The sequence below is a fragment of the Arthrobacter sp. HY1533 genome, assembly GCF_027568515.1.
In the GTDB taxonomy this organism is placed as follows: Bacteria; Actinomycetota; Actinomycetes; order Actinomycetales; family Micrococcaceae; genus Specibacter.
On the sequence record NZ_JANKZF010000003.1, the window covers coordinates 19391 to 35375 of the forward strand.

The following is a 15985-nucleotide window of genomic DNA, read 5'->3' on the forward strand; positions in this document are numbered from 1 at the left end:
CGGCCCCATCCGGCGGCTGCCATGGATTGGACCGGCGGCCGCCACGCAAGAAAGCGCAGGCCGCAAGGGCGGCATCAAGAGCCAGGGAAACATTGCTCATTTCCGCACAGGCCCAATGAGCGCCAGGTGGGGAAAGTGTTTGTGAGCTACGGATGCACTTCCACTTTAGCACCATCAAGGTCCACCTGGAGCCGCAAAACCCGCCAAGACACGCCGCCATTGACCGCATTTTGTGCAGCGGCGCCAAGATCTGTGATTCGCTGCACAACGGCGTCCGCCTCGGTGCCGCCGTTGGCCAGCACCATGACTGTGGGGCCAGCGCCGGAGATGAAGGCGGCGTGCCCCTCGGCGCGCAGCTGTGCCACGAGTGCGGCGCTGCCGGGCATGGCCTCGGCGCGGTAGTCCTGGTGCAGGTAGTCGCGCGTGCCGGCCAGCAGCAGCGCCGGTTCGGAGGCCAGGGCATGCATGAGCAGCGCGGCACGGCCGGAGTTGGCGGCGGCATCGGCGTGGGGAACGGTGGCGGGCAGCATGCCGCGGGCCCGCTCGGTCTTCAGTTCAACATTGGGGATGGCCACCACGGGCACCACCCGGTCCGACGGCGTGACCTTGGCGCTGGCGTAGCCGGCGCCTTCCTGCCAGGAGACAGCCACGGCGCCGTAGATGGCCGGGGCCACGTTGTCCGGGTGGCCCTCCAGCTCGGAGGCAAGCTGCAGCACCCAGGCGCGATCCTGCCGGTCCGTTTCCTCCACGAGGGCGTTGGCGGCCATGATGGCCGCCACGATGGCCGAGGCCGAGGAGCCCAGGCCACGGCCGTGCGGGAGCACGTTGCTGGCCGTGATGCGCAGGCCGGCGCGGCTGTAGCCCAGGCGCGCCCAGGCCGTGTCGAGGGTCTTCACCACGAGGTGGCTGGCGTCGCGCGGGAGCTCCTCCACGCCTTCCCCGCTCAGGTCAAACTCCAGTCCGGGTCCGTCAAGGACGGTCACGGACAGCGTGTCGTACAGCGAAACCGCAAGGCCCAGCGAGTCAAAGCCGGGGCCCAAGTTGGCACTGGTGCCCGGGACGCGCACGGTGGCGGTGGTTCCGGGGACGGGAGTTTTCAGGAGCGGGGAAGTCATGGCGGTGCCTGTCATGGTGGTGGTTGCCGCTAGTCCGTCAGGCCCAGTGCAGTGGCGACCGTGACGACGTCGAACGGCACGGACTTCGGCTCGGCGGCGCCCTCGGCGTTCTTCAGGGCCCAGTCCGGGTCCTTCAGGCCGTGGCCGGTGACGGTGATGACGATCGTCTTGCCGGAGGGCACCTGGCCTGCGGCGTGCTTCTTGATCAGGCCGGCAACGCCTGCCGCGGAGCCGGGCTCCACGAAGACGCCTTCCTTGGCGGACAGCCAGCGGTGGGCGGCGAGGATTTCCGTATCGGTCACGGCCTCGATGACTCCGCCGGACTCGTCGCGGGCGGCAATGGCCATGTCCCAGGACGCCGGGTTGCCGATGCGGATGGCCGTGGCGATCGTGTCGGGCTCGGTGATGGGGTGGCCGGCCACGAACGGGGCGGCGCCTGCCGCCTGGAAGCCCCACATGATGGGGGTGTGCGTGGACACGGCCGGCAGGGTGCCGGCGGTTGCCGACTCGTAGGGCGCCGCGTATTCCTTGTATCCGCGCCAGTAGGCGCTGATGTTGCCTGCGTTGCCCACGGGCAGCACGTGGTAGTCCGGGGCGTCGCCCAGGGCGTCCACAACCTCAAAGGCACCGGTCTTCTGGCCCTCGATGCGGGCCGGGTTGACCGAGTTCACCAGGAACACGGGGTAGGACTCGGCCAGCTTGCGGGCCACGTCCAGGCAGTTGTCGAAGTTGCCGTCAACCTGCAGGATCGTGGCGCCGTGCGCCACTGCCTGGCTGAGCTTGCCCATGGAGATCTTGCCCTCGGGCACCAGCACGGCGCAGGTCAGCCCTGCAGCCTTGGCGTAGGCCGCGGCGGAGGCCGAGGTGTTGCCGGTGGAGGCGCAGACAACGGCCTTGGCGCCGGCGGCAACGGCTGCCGTCATGGCCATGGTCATGCCGCGGTCCTTGAAGGATCCGGTGGGGTTCATGCCCTCCACCTTCAGGTACACGGTGGAGCCGGTCAGCTCCGAGAGGTGCGCAGCGTGCACCAGCGGGGTGCCGCCCTCCCCCAACGTGATGATCCTGGTTTCTGCCGTAACCGGCAGGCGTTCTGCGTATTCGCGGACAACCCCGCGCCACTGGTGAGCCATCAGACTCCCTCCACCCTCAAGACACTCGTAACGGAATTAATGATGTCAAGGCCCTTGATGGCCTCGACAGTTGCTGCCAGGGCAGCTTCGCTTGCGCGGTGCGTGACGATGCGCAGCTCCGCCGAGGCGGGCCCTGCATTTTTTGCCTCGTCGCGGTCGCGGTGCACGGTCTGGCGCATGGTCTCGATGGAGACCCCGTTCTCGGCAAACAACGCAGCAATCTTTGACAGCACGCCCGGCTGGTCGGCGGCGTCCAGGCCAATGTAGTAGCGCGTGGCCACGGCATCGATGGGCAGCACCGGCAGCACCTCAATGGTGGAGTCGGTGCGGCCCGGGCCGCCCAGGACCAGGCGGCGGGCTGCCGAGACAACATCGCCCATGACGGCCGACGCCGTTGGGGAGCCGCCGGCGCCGCGGCCGTAGAACATGAGCTCGCCGGCGGACTCCGCCTCGACGAACACGGCGTTGAAGGCACCGCGCACGGCACCGAGCGGGTGTTCGCGCGGGATCAGGGTGGGGTGCACGCGCACGCTCACACCGCCGTCGAGCTTCTCGGCAATGGCCAGCAGCTTGATGACGTAGCCGGCATCCTTCGCGGAGGCAATGTCGGTGGCCGTGACGGCCGTGATGCCCTGGCAGTGCACGTCTTCCAGTGCAACGCGGGTGTGGAAGGCCAGCGAGGCCAGGATGGCGCCCTTGGCGGCGGCGTCGTGGCCCTCGATGTCGGCTGTGGGGTCTGCCTCGGCGTAGCCCAGGCGGGTGGCCTCGGCCAGGGCGTCGGCAAACTCCGCGCCCGTGGAGTCCATGGCGTCCAGGATGAAGTTCGTGGTGCCGTTGACGATGCCCATGACGCGGGTGATCTTGTCCCCGGCCAGGGAGTCGGTGATGGGGCGCAGGATCGGGATGGCCCCGGCCACGGCGGCCTCGTAGGAGAGCTGGACGCCGGCGGCGTCGGCCTTCTCGTACAGGGTGGGGCCGTCCACGGCCAGCAGGGCCTTGTTGCCGGTGACAACCGTGGCCCCGTGCTCAATGGCTTCCAGGATCAGTGTGCGGGCCGGCTCAATGCCGCCCATGAGCTCAATGACAATGTCAGCGTTGCGCACCAGCGCCGAGGCGTCGGTGGTGTACAGCTCCCGGGGAACCTCCACCTCGCGGGGCGCGTCAATGTTGCGCACCGCAATGCCCGCCAGTTCCAGCCGGGCGCCTGTGCGTGCAGCCAGGGCTGCGGCGTCCTCCAGCAGGATGCGGGCAACCTGCGAGCCCACATTCCCGGCGCCAAGCAGCGCCACCTTCAAGGTCTTGATGTTGGCGGACACGTCAGCGTCCGCAGTGTTGAGCTCTGTCAAAGGTCTCTAGGCCCCTAAATCGCGTGCCAGCAAATCGTCTTCTGTCTCGCCCCGCACGATCAGGCGTGCGGTGCCGTTTTTGACGGCAGCCACGGGCGGACGGGGAACGTAGTTGTAGTTGCTGGCAAGTGCCCAGCAGTACGCGCCCGTTCCGGGAACTGCAAGCAGGTCTCCGGCCGCCACGTCATTGGGCAGATATACATCTCTAACAACAATGTCACCGCTCTCGCAATGCTTGCCCACCACTCGGGACAAAGCTGGCGCTGCTTCGGAGGCGCGGCTGGCCAGAACTGCCGAGTAATCGGCCTCGTAGAGCACGGGGCGGGCGTTGTCGCTCATGCCGCCGTCCACCGACACATAGCGGCGCGGGGCCGTCACATCCCCCTGGCCGTCCACCTCGACCTGCACGGTCTTCAGCGTGCCTGTCTCGTACAACGTGAAGGTGGTGGAGCCAACTATGGCGCGGCCCGGCTCAATGGAGATCCGCGGCGCCTCCATGCCCAGCTCCGCGCACGTTTCACGCACGACGGCGGCCATGGCCCGTGCCACCTCGGCGGCAGGGCGCGGGGTGTCAACGGCGGTGTAGGCAATGCCGTAGCCGCCGCCCAGGTCCAGTTCGGGCAGCGTGACGCCGTACGTTTCCTGGATCCGGTGGGTGAAGGCCAGCAGCTTGCGGGCGGCGATCTCAAAGCCCTCGGCCTCAAAGATCTGCGAGCCGATGTGCGCGTGGAAGCCCAGGAAGTTGATGCTGGGGGCCTCCACGGCAAGCTTGGCGGCGGCCTCCGCGGCGCTCATGCCGGGGGCCTCGGGGTCCTCGGCAATAAAGCTCAGGCCGAACTTCTGGTCCTCGTGGGCCGTGGCAATGGATTCGTGCGTGTGGGCATGCACGCCGGGGGTCAGGCGCAGCATGACGTTGGCCTTTTCGCCCCGGGCGGCGGCAATGTCAGCAACGCGCTGGAGTTCGTGGAGGCTGTCCACCACAATGCGGCCCAGCCCCATGTCCAGGGCGCGGTTGATCTCCGCGGCGGACTTGTTGTTGCCGTGCAGGCCCAGGTTTTCACCCAACAGGCCGGCACGCCTTGCCACGGCCAGTTCGCCGCCGGAGCAGGTGTCCAGGCGCAGGCCCTCGGAATCAACCCAGCGGGCCACCTCGGTGGACAGGAATGCCTTGCCGGCGTAGTAGACGTCCACGCCGCCGCAAATGTCCGCGAAGGCCTCATCAAAGGCGTCCTTGAACATGCGGGCGCGCTGGCGGAAGTCGTCCTCGCTCATGACGAACAGGGGCGTGCCGAACTGTGCCTTCAACTCGCTCACGGCAATGCCGCTGATGGTGACCTCGCCGCTTTCGCTGCGGTCGACGTCGTGCGCCCACATCGCCGGCACAAGCTCATTGACGTTTCCTGCGGCAGGCAGCCAATCGGGGGCCAGCTCGGCGCCGGCGATGCGGGTGTTTTCCATCGGGTTACATCCGTTCCGGTGCCGAGACGCCCAGCAGTGAAAGGCCGTTGGCAAGCACCTGGCCCACGGCATCGTTGAGCCACAGGCGGGTGCGGTTCACGTCGGTGACGGGTTCCTCGCCCATGGGGGTGACGCGGCAGGCGTCGTACCAGCGGTGGTAGGCGCCGGCGATGACTTCCAGGTGGCGGGCCACGCGGTGCGGTTCGCGGAAGCCGGCGGCCTGCGCCAGCATGCCCGGGTACTGGCCCAGCACGGCCAGCAGCTCGGATTCGGTGGCGTGGCTCAGGGCCGCGGCGTCGAAGGCGCTGCGCTCAACACCGGCGGCAGCGGCGTTGCGGCCCACTGCGCAGGTGCGTGCGTGGGCGTACTGCACGTAGAACACGGGGTTCTCGTTGGACTTCTTGGTCAGCACGTCCAGGTCGATGTCAATGTTGGAGTCCGAGGAGAAGCGGGCCAGCGAGTAGCGGGCTGCGTCCGTTCCGACCACCTCCACGAGGTCTTCCATGGTGACAACGGTGCCGGCCCGCTTGGACATGCGCACGGGCTTGCCGTCCTGGACCAGGTTCACCATCTGGCCGATGAGGACCTCGACGCGGTTTGCGTCATCGCCCATGGCTGCCGCGGCGGCCTTGAGGCGGGCCACGTAGCCGTGGTGGTCGGCGCCGAGCATGTAGATGCACAGGTCAAAGCCGCGGTCGCGCTTGTTCTTGAAGTAGGCAATGTCGCCGGCAATGTAGGCTGCGTTGCCGTCGCTCTTGATGACCACGCGGTCCTTGTCGTCGCCGTAGTCGGTGGAGTTCAGCCACCAGGCGCCGTCCTTCAGGTACATGTTGCCGGAGCCCTTGAGCTGGTCAAGGAGCTTCTCCACGGCACCGTCCTCAAAGAGGGAGTTCTCGTGGAAGTAGACGTCAAAGTCCACGCCGAACTCGTGCAGGGAGGCGCGGATGGCCGCGAACATGAGCTCGACGCCCTGGGCACGGAATTCTTCCTGCGGATCCGCCGAGTCAAGGATGCCGGGGTTGTTGGCCATGACTTCGCGGGCGATGTCCTCGATGTACGCTCCGCCGTAGCCGTCTTCGGGTGCGGGCTCGCCCTTGGCGCTGGCCAGCAGGGAGCGGGCAAACTTGTCGATCTGGTTGCCGTGGTCATTGAAGTAGTACTCACGGGTGACGTCGGCGCCCTGCGACTGGAAGATGCGGGCCAGGGAATCGCCCACGGCGGCCCAGCGGGTGCCACCGAGGTGGATGGGGCCCGTGGGGTTGGCGGAGACGAACTCAAGGTTGATCTTGGTTCCGGCCATGGCGGCATTGGTGCCGAAGGCCTCCCCTGCCTCAACGATGGCCTTGGCCAGCTCGCCGGCTGCAGCGGCGTCCACTGTGATGTTCAGGAAGCCGGGGCCGGCAATGTCAACCTTGGCGACGCCGGGGATCGCACCCAGGCGCGTTTGCAGGACCTCGGCGATCTTGCGCGGGGCAACGCCGGCCGGCTTGGCCAGCTGGAGCGCAATGTTGGTGGCCCAGTCGCCGTGTTCACGGCTCTTGGGCCGGTCCACCTTGACTTCCGAGGGCAGTGCGTCGGCGGGAACGGCGAGTTCACCGGCGTCGACGGCATCTTTTAGGCAGGTGGCAATGGCGGCAGAAAGTTCTTCAGGAGTCACGCCTCTAAGTGTACGGTTCCGCCCGCGCGCTCCCCCAATCCGCCTGTGCACCGCCCAGAATGTGGCCCGGGCACCCCGCTGCCTGTCAGGCGGCGGACTTCCGGGTGAAGTCGTCCTCGAGCATCCTGGGCCTGCAGATGATCCAGGCGCCAGCACCCAGCAGGAGCAGCGTGCCGAAGAGGAACAGGAACGGCACGGTCCAGGAACCGCTGGACTGCCGCAGCAGCCCAAACAGCAGCGGACCCGTGCAGGCCAGCGTGTAGCCCATGCCCTGGCTGAAGCCGGACAGCGCCCCGGCACCGAGCTGGGTGCGGGTGCGGTGGTTGATGAGCAGCAGCGACAGCGGGAACGTGCCGGGGCCAAGGCCCGCCAGCGCCACCCAAAGCCACGTGCCGCTGGCCGGGGAGAGCAGCAGGCCCAGGTAGCCGGCAACGAAGCAGCCCAGCATGAGAACCACGGCCGGGAACGGGTTGCGCATCATGGCGGCGATGAGCGGGATGCACAGGCTCAGCGGCAGGCCCAGCGCGGCAAAGAGCGCGAGCATGGAGCCGGCATGGCCCCTGTCCAGCCCGGCCTGGGTGAGGATTTCCGGCAGCCAGGCAAACATGGCGTAGGTGTTCAGTGCGGTGCAGCCAAACATGAACGTCAGTCCCCAGGCCGTGGGCGACTTCCACAGGTTCATCTTCGGTGCGGGCGCCGGATGGTGCACTGTCAACGCGGCGGCGGTGTCCGTCCCGGTCCCGGGCACGACGGCGGCCGCCGGCTTGGCAGGGCTGGCGGGGGCCTGCGCGGTGCGCTGGGAAAAGAGCGCCACGAGCCAGGGAATGAGCGCAATGGTGCTGATGCCGGCCCAGGAGGCCAGTGAGAACTGCCAGTGCGTGGCGTCCGCGACGGGCACTGACAGCTGCGCCGGCAGCGCGGTGCCCACGGAGATGGACGTGACGTACAGGGCCGTCATGAGGCCGATCTTGGTGGGGAAATACTTCTTCACCAGGGGCGGCAACAGGACGTTGCCGGCACCCAGACCACCGAAGGCCACCACGGAGAACACCAGGAACAGGGGCGTGTTGGGTGCCAGCACGCGGGCAACCTGGCCCACGATGCTCACCAGGATTGCAATGACAATGAGGCGCTCAAGTGAGGCCCAGCGGATCACGTACGGCGTCAAGAAACCAAACAGCCCGAAGGCCGCAGTGGGGAGCATGCCCAGGATGCCGATCGTCGCCGGGCTGAGCGGAAGGTCCTGGCTGATGGTTGAGATCAGCGGCGGCACCACCGTGACGGCGGCGCGCAGCGTCAGGGCAGTGAGGATGATGGCAGCGGCAAAAAGCCACGCCCGTTGATGCATTTTTACGCCCATGAATTCACCATTGACCCAACGTTACCCCCAGGTCAGGCGCTCCCAGGAAGCGGTTTGCCGGGCATCGCGGCAACGGCCCGCATCCGGTTTTCATGTGGCGCCCTGCACCTGCTAAGCTCTTTCTCGTTCCCATATGGCAGCCACGGTTGCCACGCCTTCGTAGCTCAGGGGATAGAGCGTCGGTTTCCGGTACCGTAGGTCGGGGGTTCGAATCCCTCCGAGGGCACATTTTGAAGGTGTCCGGCTTTGCGAATCACTTCGCCAAGCCGGACACCGTTTTTGTTTAATCCGCAGGCCGTGCCGTGCGGGTGCCGGGCAGCCGCACAGGCCGCTGCCAGCTTCCACCCAATTTTCCGTGGCAGCGTTGATGCGATGGCATTGCTACAGGAACACCACAGGGCACCCGCGTCCGCACGCCCCCGCCGCACCCGGCTGGGCACGGTCGTCGTGGCCAGTTCCCTGCTGCTCACCTTCGTGCTGCTGGGCCATGCCTGGCTCCCCGACATTGCGGGGCTGGGCCTGGTCATCGACTCCGGGCTCATCTGGCTCGGTGCCGCCGTCCCCCTGTTGGGGCTTGCCGCCATTGCGGCCCGGCGGAAGTACCTCGCCGCAGCCGTCATGGTTCCGGCAGTGGTGTGGTCCCTGATGTTTGTTCCGGGGTTGGTTCCGCTGGCCTGGAGCGCCCCGGCACCCGCTGCGGATGCCATGACCGTTGTCAGCCAAAACCTGCAGGCCGAGTCCGGCACGGGGGCAGAGTCGGCCAGGGCCATGGCCGCCACGGGCGCCCAGGTGGTTGCGTTGCAGGAGATTGACGGCGGCTCACGGGAGGCTGTCAACGCCGAACTGGACCCGCACTACGGGTATTCCTACCGGATCGGCACGGTTGGCCTATGGAGCAGCTACCCCATCCTGAATGCCCAGCCGCAGGATCTTGGCCTGGGCTGGAACCGGGCGCTGTCGGCCGATCTGCAAACCCCGTCCGGGTTGGTGCGCATCTACGTTGTCCACGCCGCCTCCGCCCGCCCGCTGGAACACGCCGAGCGGGACACTATGCTCAACAACCTCGGCCAGGCCATCGCGGCCGACGACAGCGAGCGGGTCATTGCCGTGGGCGATTTCAATGCCGCATCATCCGACCGCAACTTCCCGGCGGGCACAGCCAAGCTGAGCGAGCCGCGGCAGGATGCGGGCCTGGCCGGGTTCACCTGGCCGGCCTCACCCTTCCCCGTGGCACGCCTTGACCACATCCTGCAGCGCGGCCTGACGGCAACGTCCAACACAGTAATGCCGGCAGGAGCCAGCGACCACCTGGCCGTGCGCGCCAGCTTCAATTTCTAGGCGTTTGCAAACTTGTTGGGCGCATTTCCTTGACTTGACCCGAAGCATCCGAAAAGCTCAGGCCACGGATAGTCAATGAAAGGTCTCCATGGACAAGCCCGCATTCCCCACTTTTCCGCGCAATTTTTCCTGGGGTGTTTCCACCGCCGCGTACCAAATTGAGGGTGCCGTCGCGGAGGACGGCCGCGGCCCTTCCAGCTGGGACGCCTTTGTGGCCCAGCCGGGCCGGGTGGTAAACGGCGACACCGGGGAGGTGGCCTGCGACCACTACCACCGCTATCGCGAAGACACGGCCCTCATGAAGGACCTGGGCATTGACGCCTACCGTTTTAGCTTTTCCTGGCCCCGCATCCAGCCGGGCGGCAGGGGCGCGGTCAATGCCGCGGGACTTGGCTTCTACGACAAGCTCGTGGACGGGCTGCTCGAGGCCGGCATCACCCCCGCACCCACCCTTTTCCACTGGGACACGCCCCTGGAGCTTGAGGAGGCCGGCGGCTGGCTGAACCGGGACACGGCCGAACGGTTTGCCGAGTACGCCGGGATCGTGGGCGGACACTTTGCCGACCGGATTCCGCAGTGGATCACCATCAATGAACCCGTGGTGCTGACCATGCTTGGCTATGGCGCCGGCATCCAGGCACCCGGCCTGGCCCTGGGCTTTGAGGCCCTGCCCGCCGCGCACCACCTGCTGCTGGCACACGGCCTGGGCGTGCAGGCACTGCGTTCAGCCGGGGCCGGCAACATTGGCATTGCCAACAACCACGCGGCCACCTGGCCAGCCAGCGAGCACGAGGAGGATCTGCAGGCTGCCGGGCTGTACGACAACATTGCCAACTGGATCTTTGCCGACCCCATTCTCACCGGTGCCTACCCGCCGGAACTGGAGCCCTTCCTGCCGCCGGTCCCCGACGCCGACCTTGCCGTGATCTCCACACCGATCGACTGGTACGGCATCAACTCCTACAACCCCACCCTGGTGGGTGCGCCCACAGCGGGCGAGGCGGCCCTGGTGGACGGCCACGAACTGGATGCTTCGTTGCCGTTCTCACTGCGGGAAATTGAGGGCTACCCGCGCACGGACTTTGACTGGCCCGTGGTCCCCGCGGCCTTCACCGAGCTGCTGCTCGCCTTCAAGGACCGCTATGGCGAGAAGCTGCCGCCCATCTACATCACCGAGAACGGCGCCGCGTTCAACGACGGCCCGGACGGCGAAGGCCGGGTGCGGGACTCACGGCGCATCGACTACACGGACGCCCACCTGCGAGCGCTGAAGGCAGCCATGGATGCCGGCGTGGATGTCAGGGGCTACTTCCACTGGTCGCTGCTGGACAACTTTGAATGGGCGGTGGGCTTTTCCCAGCGCTTTGGCCTGGTCCATGTCGACTACGAAACCCAGAAGCGCACGCCCAAGGATTCCTACCACTGGTACCAAGAACTGATCCGCTCGAACAAGGAACGCCCGGCGGGCAACGACGAAGGAACGCTTTCATGAGCGATGCAGGACAGGCCATGCCCACGGCCGTATCCACCAGCCCGGCAGGCCCCGGCCCCACCGCAACCACCTCCCGGGGTGCCGTGCGCGGGGTGGCGGAAGGCGGCGTCGAGCATTACTGGGCCATCCCGTACGCCGCCGCCCCCATTGGTGAACTGCGTTTTGCCCTCCCCTCCCCCGCAGTGCCCTGGGACGGCGTCCTGGATGGCACCTCGCCCGGCCCCACCGCGCCGCAGAATCCCTATGGCGGGGCGTTGGCACGCATTCTGCCCACCGTGGACATCCCGGGCGAGAACTTCCTGAACGTACACATTGCCGCACCGGCCAGCCGCGACCCGGAACTGCTGCCCGTCATGGTCTGGTTCCATGGTGGCTCGCTGCAGCACGGCTCCAACGCCCTGGCCGGGTACCGGGGCAGCTCCTTTGCCCGCGACGGTGTGGTGTTTGTGGCCGCCAACTACAGGCTGGGCGCCGAAGGGTTCTCCGTGCTGGGGGGTGCACCCCTGAACCTGGGCCTGGCGGACCAGATGGCCGCACTGCGCTGGGTCCAGGCCGAGATTGCCGCCTTTGGCGGTGACCCTGCCCGGGTGACGGTGTTTGGACAGTCAGCCGGCGGCAACACGGTGTCGGCCCTGCTGGCCCATCCGGATGCCCCGTCCCTCTTCAGCCGCGCCATCATCCAGAGTGGTCCGCTGAGCGCCGATCCACCCGCCAAGGCAGGGCGGATCACCGAAAAAATTGCCAAGGACCTGAAGATTCCGGCCACGCGCGAGGCCTTTTCCCGGCAGTCCCCCGCCTCCCTGCTGGCCGCCCAGGCACGGGTCACCGCTGGCACCACCCCGCTGACGGGAGGGCCGTCGTACGCACTGTCCGTGGAACCCGGGCTGGTGCCTGCAAGCCCCGCGGAGGCCCTGGCCGGCGGCGCCGGAGCGTCCATCCCCCTGCTCATTGGCACCACCACGGACGAGGCCCGGCTGTGGCTGGTCCCCACGGGGCTGGTCATGAAGCTCAAGGCACTGCACCTGGCCGTGGCGCGCCGGAAGGTGGGAATTTCCGCCGCAGCCGTGAAGCTCTTCAAGCGCAACCGGCCGCACTCCATCACGGGGGAAATCCTGGGCGACCTCGCCACGGACAAGCTGCTGCGGGTGCCCATGAACCAGCTGGCCGACGCCCGTCTGGCAGGCCCCGCCCCCACCTTCGTCTACGAGTTCGCCTGGCCGAGCCCCGTGGAATACCTGCGGGCCGCGCACGCGGTGGAACTTGGCTTCGCGTTCGACGATCTCGGCTCGGCAGATTCGCTGGGGCTGGCCGGCAGCACGGCGCCGCAGGAACTGGCCACGGCCATGCACCGGGCGTGGGTGGACTTTGCCGCCACGGGCAGCCCGGGCTGGGAACAGTGGAGCACGCAGCGGCCGGTCAAGACGTTCGACGGCGGCAGCAACCCCGTGGTCTTCGCGCCCCGCGACGACGAGCGGGCCGCCCTGACGCCGTAGCCCGCGGCAGGCCCGGTGACCCAGGCAAAAAGAAATCCGCGGCGGCTCCCTGGTGGGGAGCCGCCGCGGATTCAGGATGGGGCGGTTTGCCTTCAGTGGCTGCCGCGTGAGGGCCGGCGGCGGATCATTGCCAACGCCCCTGCACCCAAGAGCAGCATGCCGCCAAGCAACAGTGCCGCCACGTTGGCGCCAGTGCTGGCCAGTCCGTCACCTGTGCCTGCCGGCGTTGCCGCCGGTGCGCTTGGTGAAGGCTTGCCCGTGGTTGTGGCAGCGCCCGTTGCGGGGGCGGTGGTTGCCGTGGACGGTTCCGGCGTCACCGTCGGTTCCGTCGTTTTGCTCGGTTCCGGCGTTGCGGTGGGTTCCGGGCTGGGCGACGGCGAGGCGCCGGGTGTGTCCAGGTCCAGCACGGCATATCCCGCGTAGCTCTCCTGGCCGCTGGCCGCACGGTACTCCACGGTGGTGGGCTGGTAGCCGGCCAGGGTGAACGGCGCGGAGTACGCACTCCACGCACCGCCGCCAACCCGGTACTCGATCGTTGCCCCGGCCGCGGCGGCACCCGTCGCTGCCAGCGTCACTGTCGGTTCGGCGTCGTACTTGCCATCGCCATTGGGCTCACCGTCCACGGAACCGGCAACACCAAGCGATGACACCTCCGTATTGCGGACCTCGATCTCGTACGCGGAGAGGTACTGGCCCATGGTGGAGGCCTGGACCTCTACCTTGACGTGGCGGGCGTTGACGGAGGGGAAGGTGACAACGTCGGTTCGTGCCAACTCCGGCATGCCGGTCTTGGTGGCCGCAACGGTCCAGGTGCTGCCGTCCGGGGAGGTGGACACCGTGTAGTCCCTGGCGGAGGCACCCTCCCAGGCAATCGTGACCTCATTGAAGGTCTGGGCCGTGCCGAGGTCGCCGACGAGCCAGCGGGTTCCGTTGTAGTTGGCGGACCACCGTGTTGTCAGGTTTCCGTCAAATGCCTGGTTGGCCGGAAAGTTGGGCGTCTCGTTGCCGGAGGCCGTTGCAACGGCGCCCACAGCAACATTGTTGGCGCCTTCGATGCCCAGGTTCCAGGCCGCAACTGTGCCGCCTGCAGCGCGGGCCATGCCCGAACCGGCGGGGACCAGCCCGGCCAGGCGAACGTAGCGTGCCTCGGTGAGCGGGAACCGGAACTGGTCCGCGCCCGCGCCGGCCACCTGGTGCGTCGCGACGCGGTCCCAGAACAGGCCGTCCCTGGACGTTTCCACGGCGTAGCCGGCCGGGGCGTTGGCGGCCCACTCGGCATTGATGCCGCCCACCTTGTGGACGGAGCCCAGGTCCACGAGCAGCGATGCCGGGTTGGCGTCAGCAGATTCCCAGCGGGTGTTCTTGTCTCCGTCGGTCAGGTTCGACGCCGGGTGGCCTGCTTTGCTGGAGGACGCAGTTGCCGGCTTGCCTGAGGCGAGGTCCGCCCCGCCGGCAACGGGGGTTGAGTCCTTGACTGTGCCCAGTGCCGGGCCCATGCCAATCTTGTCCAGTGCGCTGTTGAAGCTGGCATAGCCCACCGTGGGCGCCTTGGCGGTCCAGGTCTTCTGGGCAACCACGGGGAACGAGCGCTGGATCAGGCCGTGGACGTCCTGCTGGCTGTAGTCCCGGTCCACGAGGTCGTTCCACACGGCGAACATGGCACCCATGACGTCCCCCGGCTGGACAGTGAGATTGCCTGCCATGTTGGGCAGCCAGTCGTTGTACAGTCCCTGGTTGTTCAGCCCGCTGCCGTGGTAGTAGTTGGCAAAGGGGACCACGTACAAGGTGGCGTCACTGGTGTTGATGCACTTGACCTTGTCGGCGGCCGCCATGGTGATGCTGTACCAGTCCGCACTCCAGCAATTGGGCACCACATCCATGTCGTAGCCGGCAATGGATCCGCTCATCCATTTGTAGCTGGCCCAGACACCAGGGGTTTTGCCGGCGGCGCGGATGTGCGCTGCCATGTCGTTGTAGAACTGGCGGTACTGGAGCTTGTTGCCCGGGTATTCATCGGCGCCGAAGTTGACCTCGGGCCCCTGGAACCACGGCATGAATTCGTCAAAGATGCCCTTGACCACTTCTGTCGTTTCCGGCTTGCCCAGGTCAAGGTGGTCCGATTTTCCGTTGTCCAGGCCAATGTCCGGACGCCACTTGATGATGGCAGCCGAGTGGGCGGGGACGTCGATTTCGGGGATGATCCGGACGCCGCGGCTCGCCGCGGTGGCTTCGAACCCGTCCCAGTCGGCCCGATCGAAGGATCCGTCGGCCGAGGCCAGCCCCGCGTACTTGGGGTTGTCCGACTTCAGCCGGAAACCCATCTGGCCCTTGGTCCAGTCCTTGTTGTCCACAAAGATCTGGTTGTCGTTGAGGTGGATCTGGAAACGGTTGAGCTTGTAGTAGCTCATCATCTTGATGTAGTCGTCCACAAAGTCCGCCGTGAAGACGCGGCGCCCCACATCCAGGATGAAACCGCGGGCCTCGTAGTCGGGCCAGTCCACGGCGGAACCGGCGGGAAGCTTGTTGCGTCCGTCGGACTGGACCATGACCTGCAGGATGGAGCGCGTGCCGTAGTAGACGCCTGTGTCGGTGGGTGCGGTGACCTTGACGCCGTCCGCGGAGACCTGAAGCTTGTACCCTTCGGCGTCGTAGCGGTCCCCGCCTGCGATGTACTTGTCTGCAACGTCCAGGACCAGCGAGATGTCACCGGGCTTGCTGGCACCGGCCACCACCGGCAAATCCAGTCCTGTCATTTCGGCCAAATCATGGGAAAACTCCTCACCCACCTGGTTTAGTGTTGCGGGCACCACGATGCGGCTGGTCGGTGAAATTTCCACCAGGCCGCTGCCGCCCGTCCATTCATGCAGGGACGGCACCACAACCGGTGCTGGGTTGACGGCCGGCTCCACGGGAGCGGCCGTTGCCGGTGCCATTGCAGCGATGCCGGCCAGCGGCATGCTTACCGCCGCCACCATCGCCATCTTGCGCCAAGTTCTGTTCATTGCTGTGAGACCCCTCAATATTTACGCTTCATTTGCCCTGCGGGGATGCGCATAGGCGTCCGCGGGGCATTCAAGATGGTTCGTGAAGCCGGCATCAGGCCCTGCGCCACAGTCTCGAAAGTGGTATGCATCACAACCGGCAACTTTCCCAGTAGAGTGGCTGCGCATCGCCCAAGTCAACGATGTTCGTGATTGATGACGTCCAAGAATCATCAGCAATGAGCATTTTGCATGGGTTGATCCCCATTCCGAAGCACCGTCAAGGGCCCTGCACTTGGGGCTCCAGGAAACCGGATTTAGGCGGGCCTGCGGCTGCCCGCCGCTCCGTTCTGCCACTCTTCCGGGCCGCACGCAGGACCTGGCGGTGAAGCATTCTCACCCCTGGCAAAAGAGAATCCATGCAGAGCTGCTGCGGGTTGACCGGGGCAGCAAGACGGGCATGACGGGTTTTCACTGGCCGTTGCGGGCGGGCCGCAGCCCCTGCCAGACACCTTGGGGCGTCCCAGTTGCACCGGCCAGGAGCGCCGCACGCCGCCGGGCTGTCCCTGCTTGTGCACGTGGGGCACTGCGGCGGGAAGTTTGGAATGTTACGCG

The 15985-nt window shown here is 67.0% G+C and carries 10 protein-coding genes and 1 tRNA gene; 4 read left to right on the plus strand and 7 right to left on the minus strand.

What is annotated here, in order from left to right:
* Positions 1 to 146 precede the first annotated feature (146 nt).
* The 6 genes from thrB to PCK14_RS03445 all read right to left on the minus strand — a co-directional run bounded on the left by thrB (position 147) and on the right by PCK14_RS03445 (position 8066).
* Positions 147 to 1115 (minus strand): homoserine kinase, encoded by a 969-nt coding sequence (thrB, locus tag PCK14_RS03420; protein WP_269937064.1) that lies wholly within the window; start codon positions 1113 to 1115, stop codon positions 147 to 149.
* A 29-nt stretch (positions 1116 to 1144) separates the two neighbouring features.
* A complete protein-coding gene (thrC, locus tag PCK14_RS03425) occupies positions 1145 to 2245 on the minus strand; it encodes a threonine synthase (RefSeq protein ID WP_269937065.1) in 1101 nt (366 codons plus the stop codon).
* Positions 2245 to 3549, minus strand: a complete 1305-nt coding sequence (locus PCK14_RS03430) for a homoserine dehydrogenase (RefSeq protein WP_269937257.1) — start codon at positions 3547 to 3549, stop codon at positions 2245 to 2247. The genes thrC and PCK14_RS03430 overlap by 1 nt, the downstream gene beginning before the upstream one ends.
* A gap of 48 nt (positions 3550 to 3597) precedes the next feature.
* Entirely contained in the window at positions 3598 to 5049 is a 1452-nt protein-coding gene (lysA, locus tag PCK14_RS03435) for a diaminopimelate decarboxylase (RefSeq protein ID WP_269937066.1), read from the minus strand.
* A 4-nt stretch (positions 5050 to 5053) separates the two neighbouring features.
* On the minus strand, positions 5054 to 6706 hold the full coding sequence (argS, locus tag PCK14_RS03440; protein ID WP_269937067.1) for an arginine--tRNA ligase: 1653 nt from the start codon (positions 6704 to 6706) through the stop codon (positions 5054 to 5056).
* An 85-nt stretch (positions 6707 to 6791) separates the two neighbouring features.
* Complete coding sequence (locus tag PCK14_RS03445) at positions 6792 to 8066, minus strand: MFS transporter (protein ID WP_269937068.1); 1275 nt, start codon at positions 8064 to 8066, stop codon at positions 6792 to 6794.
* Between the two features lie 153 nt (positions 8067 to 8219).
* Here PCK14_RS03445 and PCK14_RS03450 point away from each other — a divergent pair.
* From PCK14_RS03450 to PCK14_RS03465, 4 genes are all read left to right on the plus strand, one after another.
* Positions 8220 to 8292 (plus strand) — tRNA-Arg (locus PCK14_RS03450).
* Positions 8293 to 8438: 146 nt separating this feature from the next.
* A complete protein-coding gene (locus tag PCK14_RS03455; protein WP_269937069.1) occupies positions 8439 to 9404 on the plus strand; it encodes an endonuclease/exonuclease/phosphatase family protein in 966 nt (321 codons plus the stop codon).
* 88 nt (positions 9405 to 9492) lie between these two features.
* Entirely contained in the window at positions 9493 to 10896 is a 1404-nt protein-coding gene (locus PCK14_RS03460) for a GH1 family beta-glucosidase (RefSeq protein ID WP_269937070.1), read from the plus strand.
* Positions 10893 to 12389 (plus strand): carboxylesterase/lipase family protein, encoded by a 1497-nt coding sequence (locus tag PCK14_RS03465; protein WP_269937071.1) that lies wholly within the window; start codon positions 10893 to 10895, stop codon positions 12387 to 12389. The genes PCK14_RS03460 and PCK14_RS03465 overlap by 4 nt, the downstream gene beginning before the upstream one ends.
* Before the next feature lie 92 nt (positions 12390 to 12481).
* On the opposite strand, the gene PCK14_RS03470 is transcribed toward PCK14_RS03465, so the two are convergent.
* Positions 12482 to 15391, minus strand: a complete 2910-nt coding sequence (locus tag PCK14_RS03470) for a discoidin domain-containing protein (protein WP_269937072.1) — start codon at positions 15389 to 15391, stop codon at positions 12482 to 12484.
* Positions 15392 to 15985: the final 594 nt, after the last annotated feature.

What these genes read in the sequence shown, in the direction of transcription:
- thrC (WP_269937065.1), bottom strand. Translation starts at nt 2,245, where the DNA reads ATGGCTCACCAGTGGCGCGGGGTTGTCCGCGAATACGCAGAACGCCTG.
- lysA (WP_269937066.1), bottom strand. Translation starts at nt 5,049, where the DNA reads ATGGAAAACACCCGCATCGCCGGCGCCGAGCTGGCCCCCGATTGGCTG.
- PCK14_RS03455 (WP_269937069.1), top strand. Translation starts at nt 8,439, where the DNA reads ATGGCATTGCTACAGGAACACCACAGGGCACCCGCGTCCGCACGCCCC.
- PCK14_RS03445 (WP_269937068.1), bottom strand. Translation starts at nt 8,066, where the DNA reads ATGGGCGTAAAAATGCATCAACGGGCGTGGCTTTTTGCCGCTGCCATC.
- PCK14_RS03460 (WP_269937070.1), top strand. Translation starts at nt 9,493, where the DNA reads ATGGACAAGCCCGCATTCCCCACTTTTCCGCGCAATTTTTCCTGGGGT.
- PCK14_RS03465 (WP_269937071.1), top strand. Translation starts at nt 10,893, where the DNA reads ATGAGCGATGCAGGACAGGCCATGCCCACGGCCGTATCCACCAGCCCG.
- PCK14_RS03470 (WP_269937072.1), bottom strand. Translation starts at nt 15,391, where the DNA reads ATGAACAGAACTTGGCGCAAGATGGCGATGGTGGCGGCGGTAAGCATG.
- thrB (WP_269937064.1), bottom strand. Translation starts at nt 1,115, where the DNA reads ATGACTTCCCCGCTCCTGAAAACTCCCGTCCCCGGAACCACCGCCACC.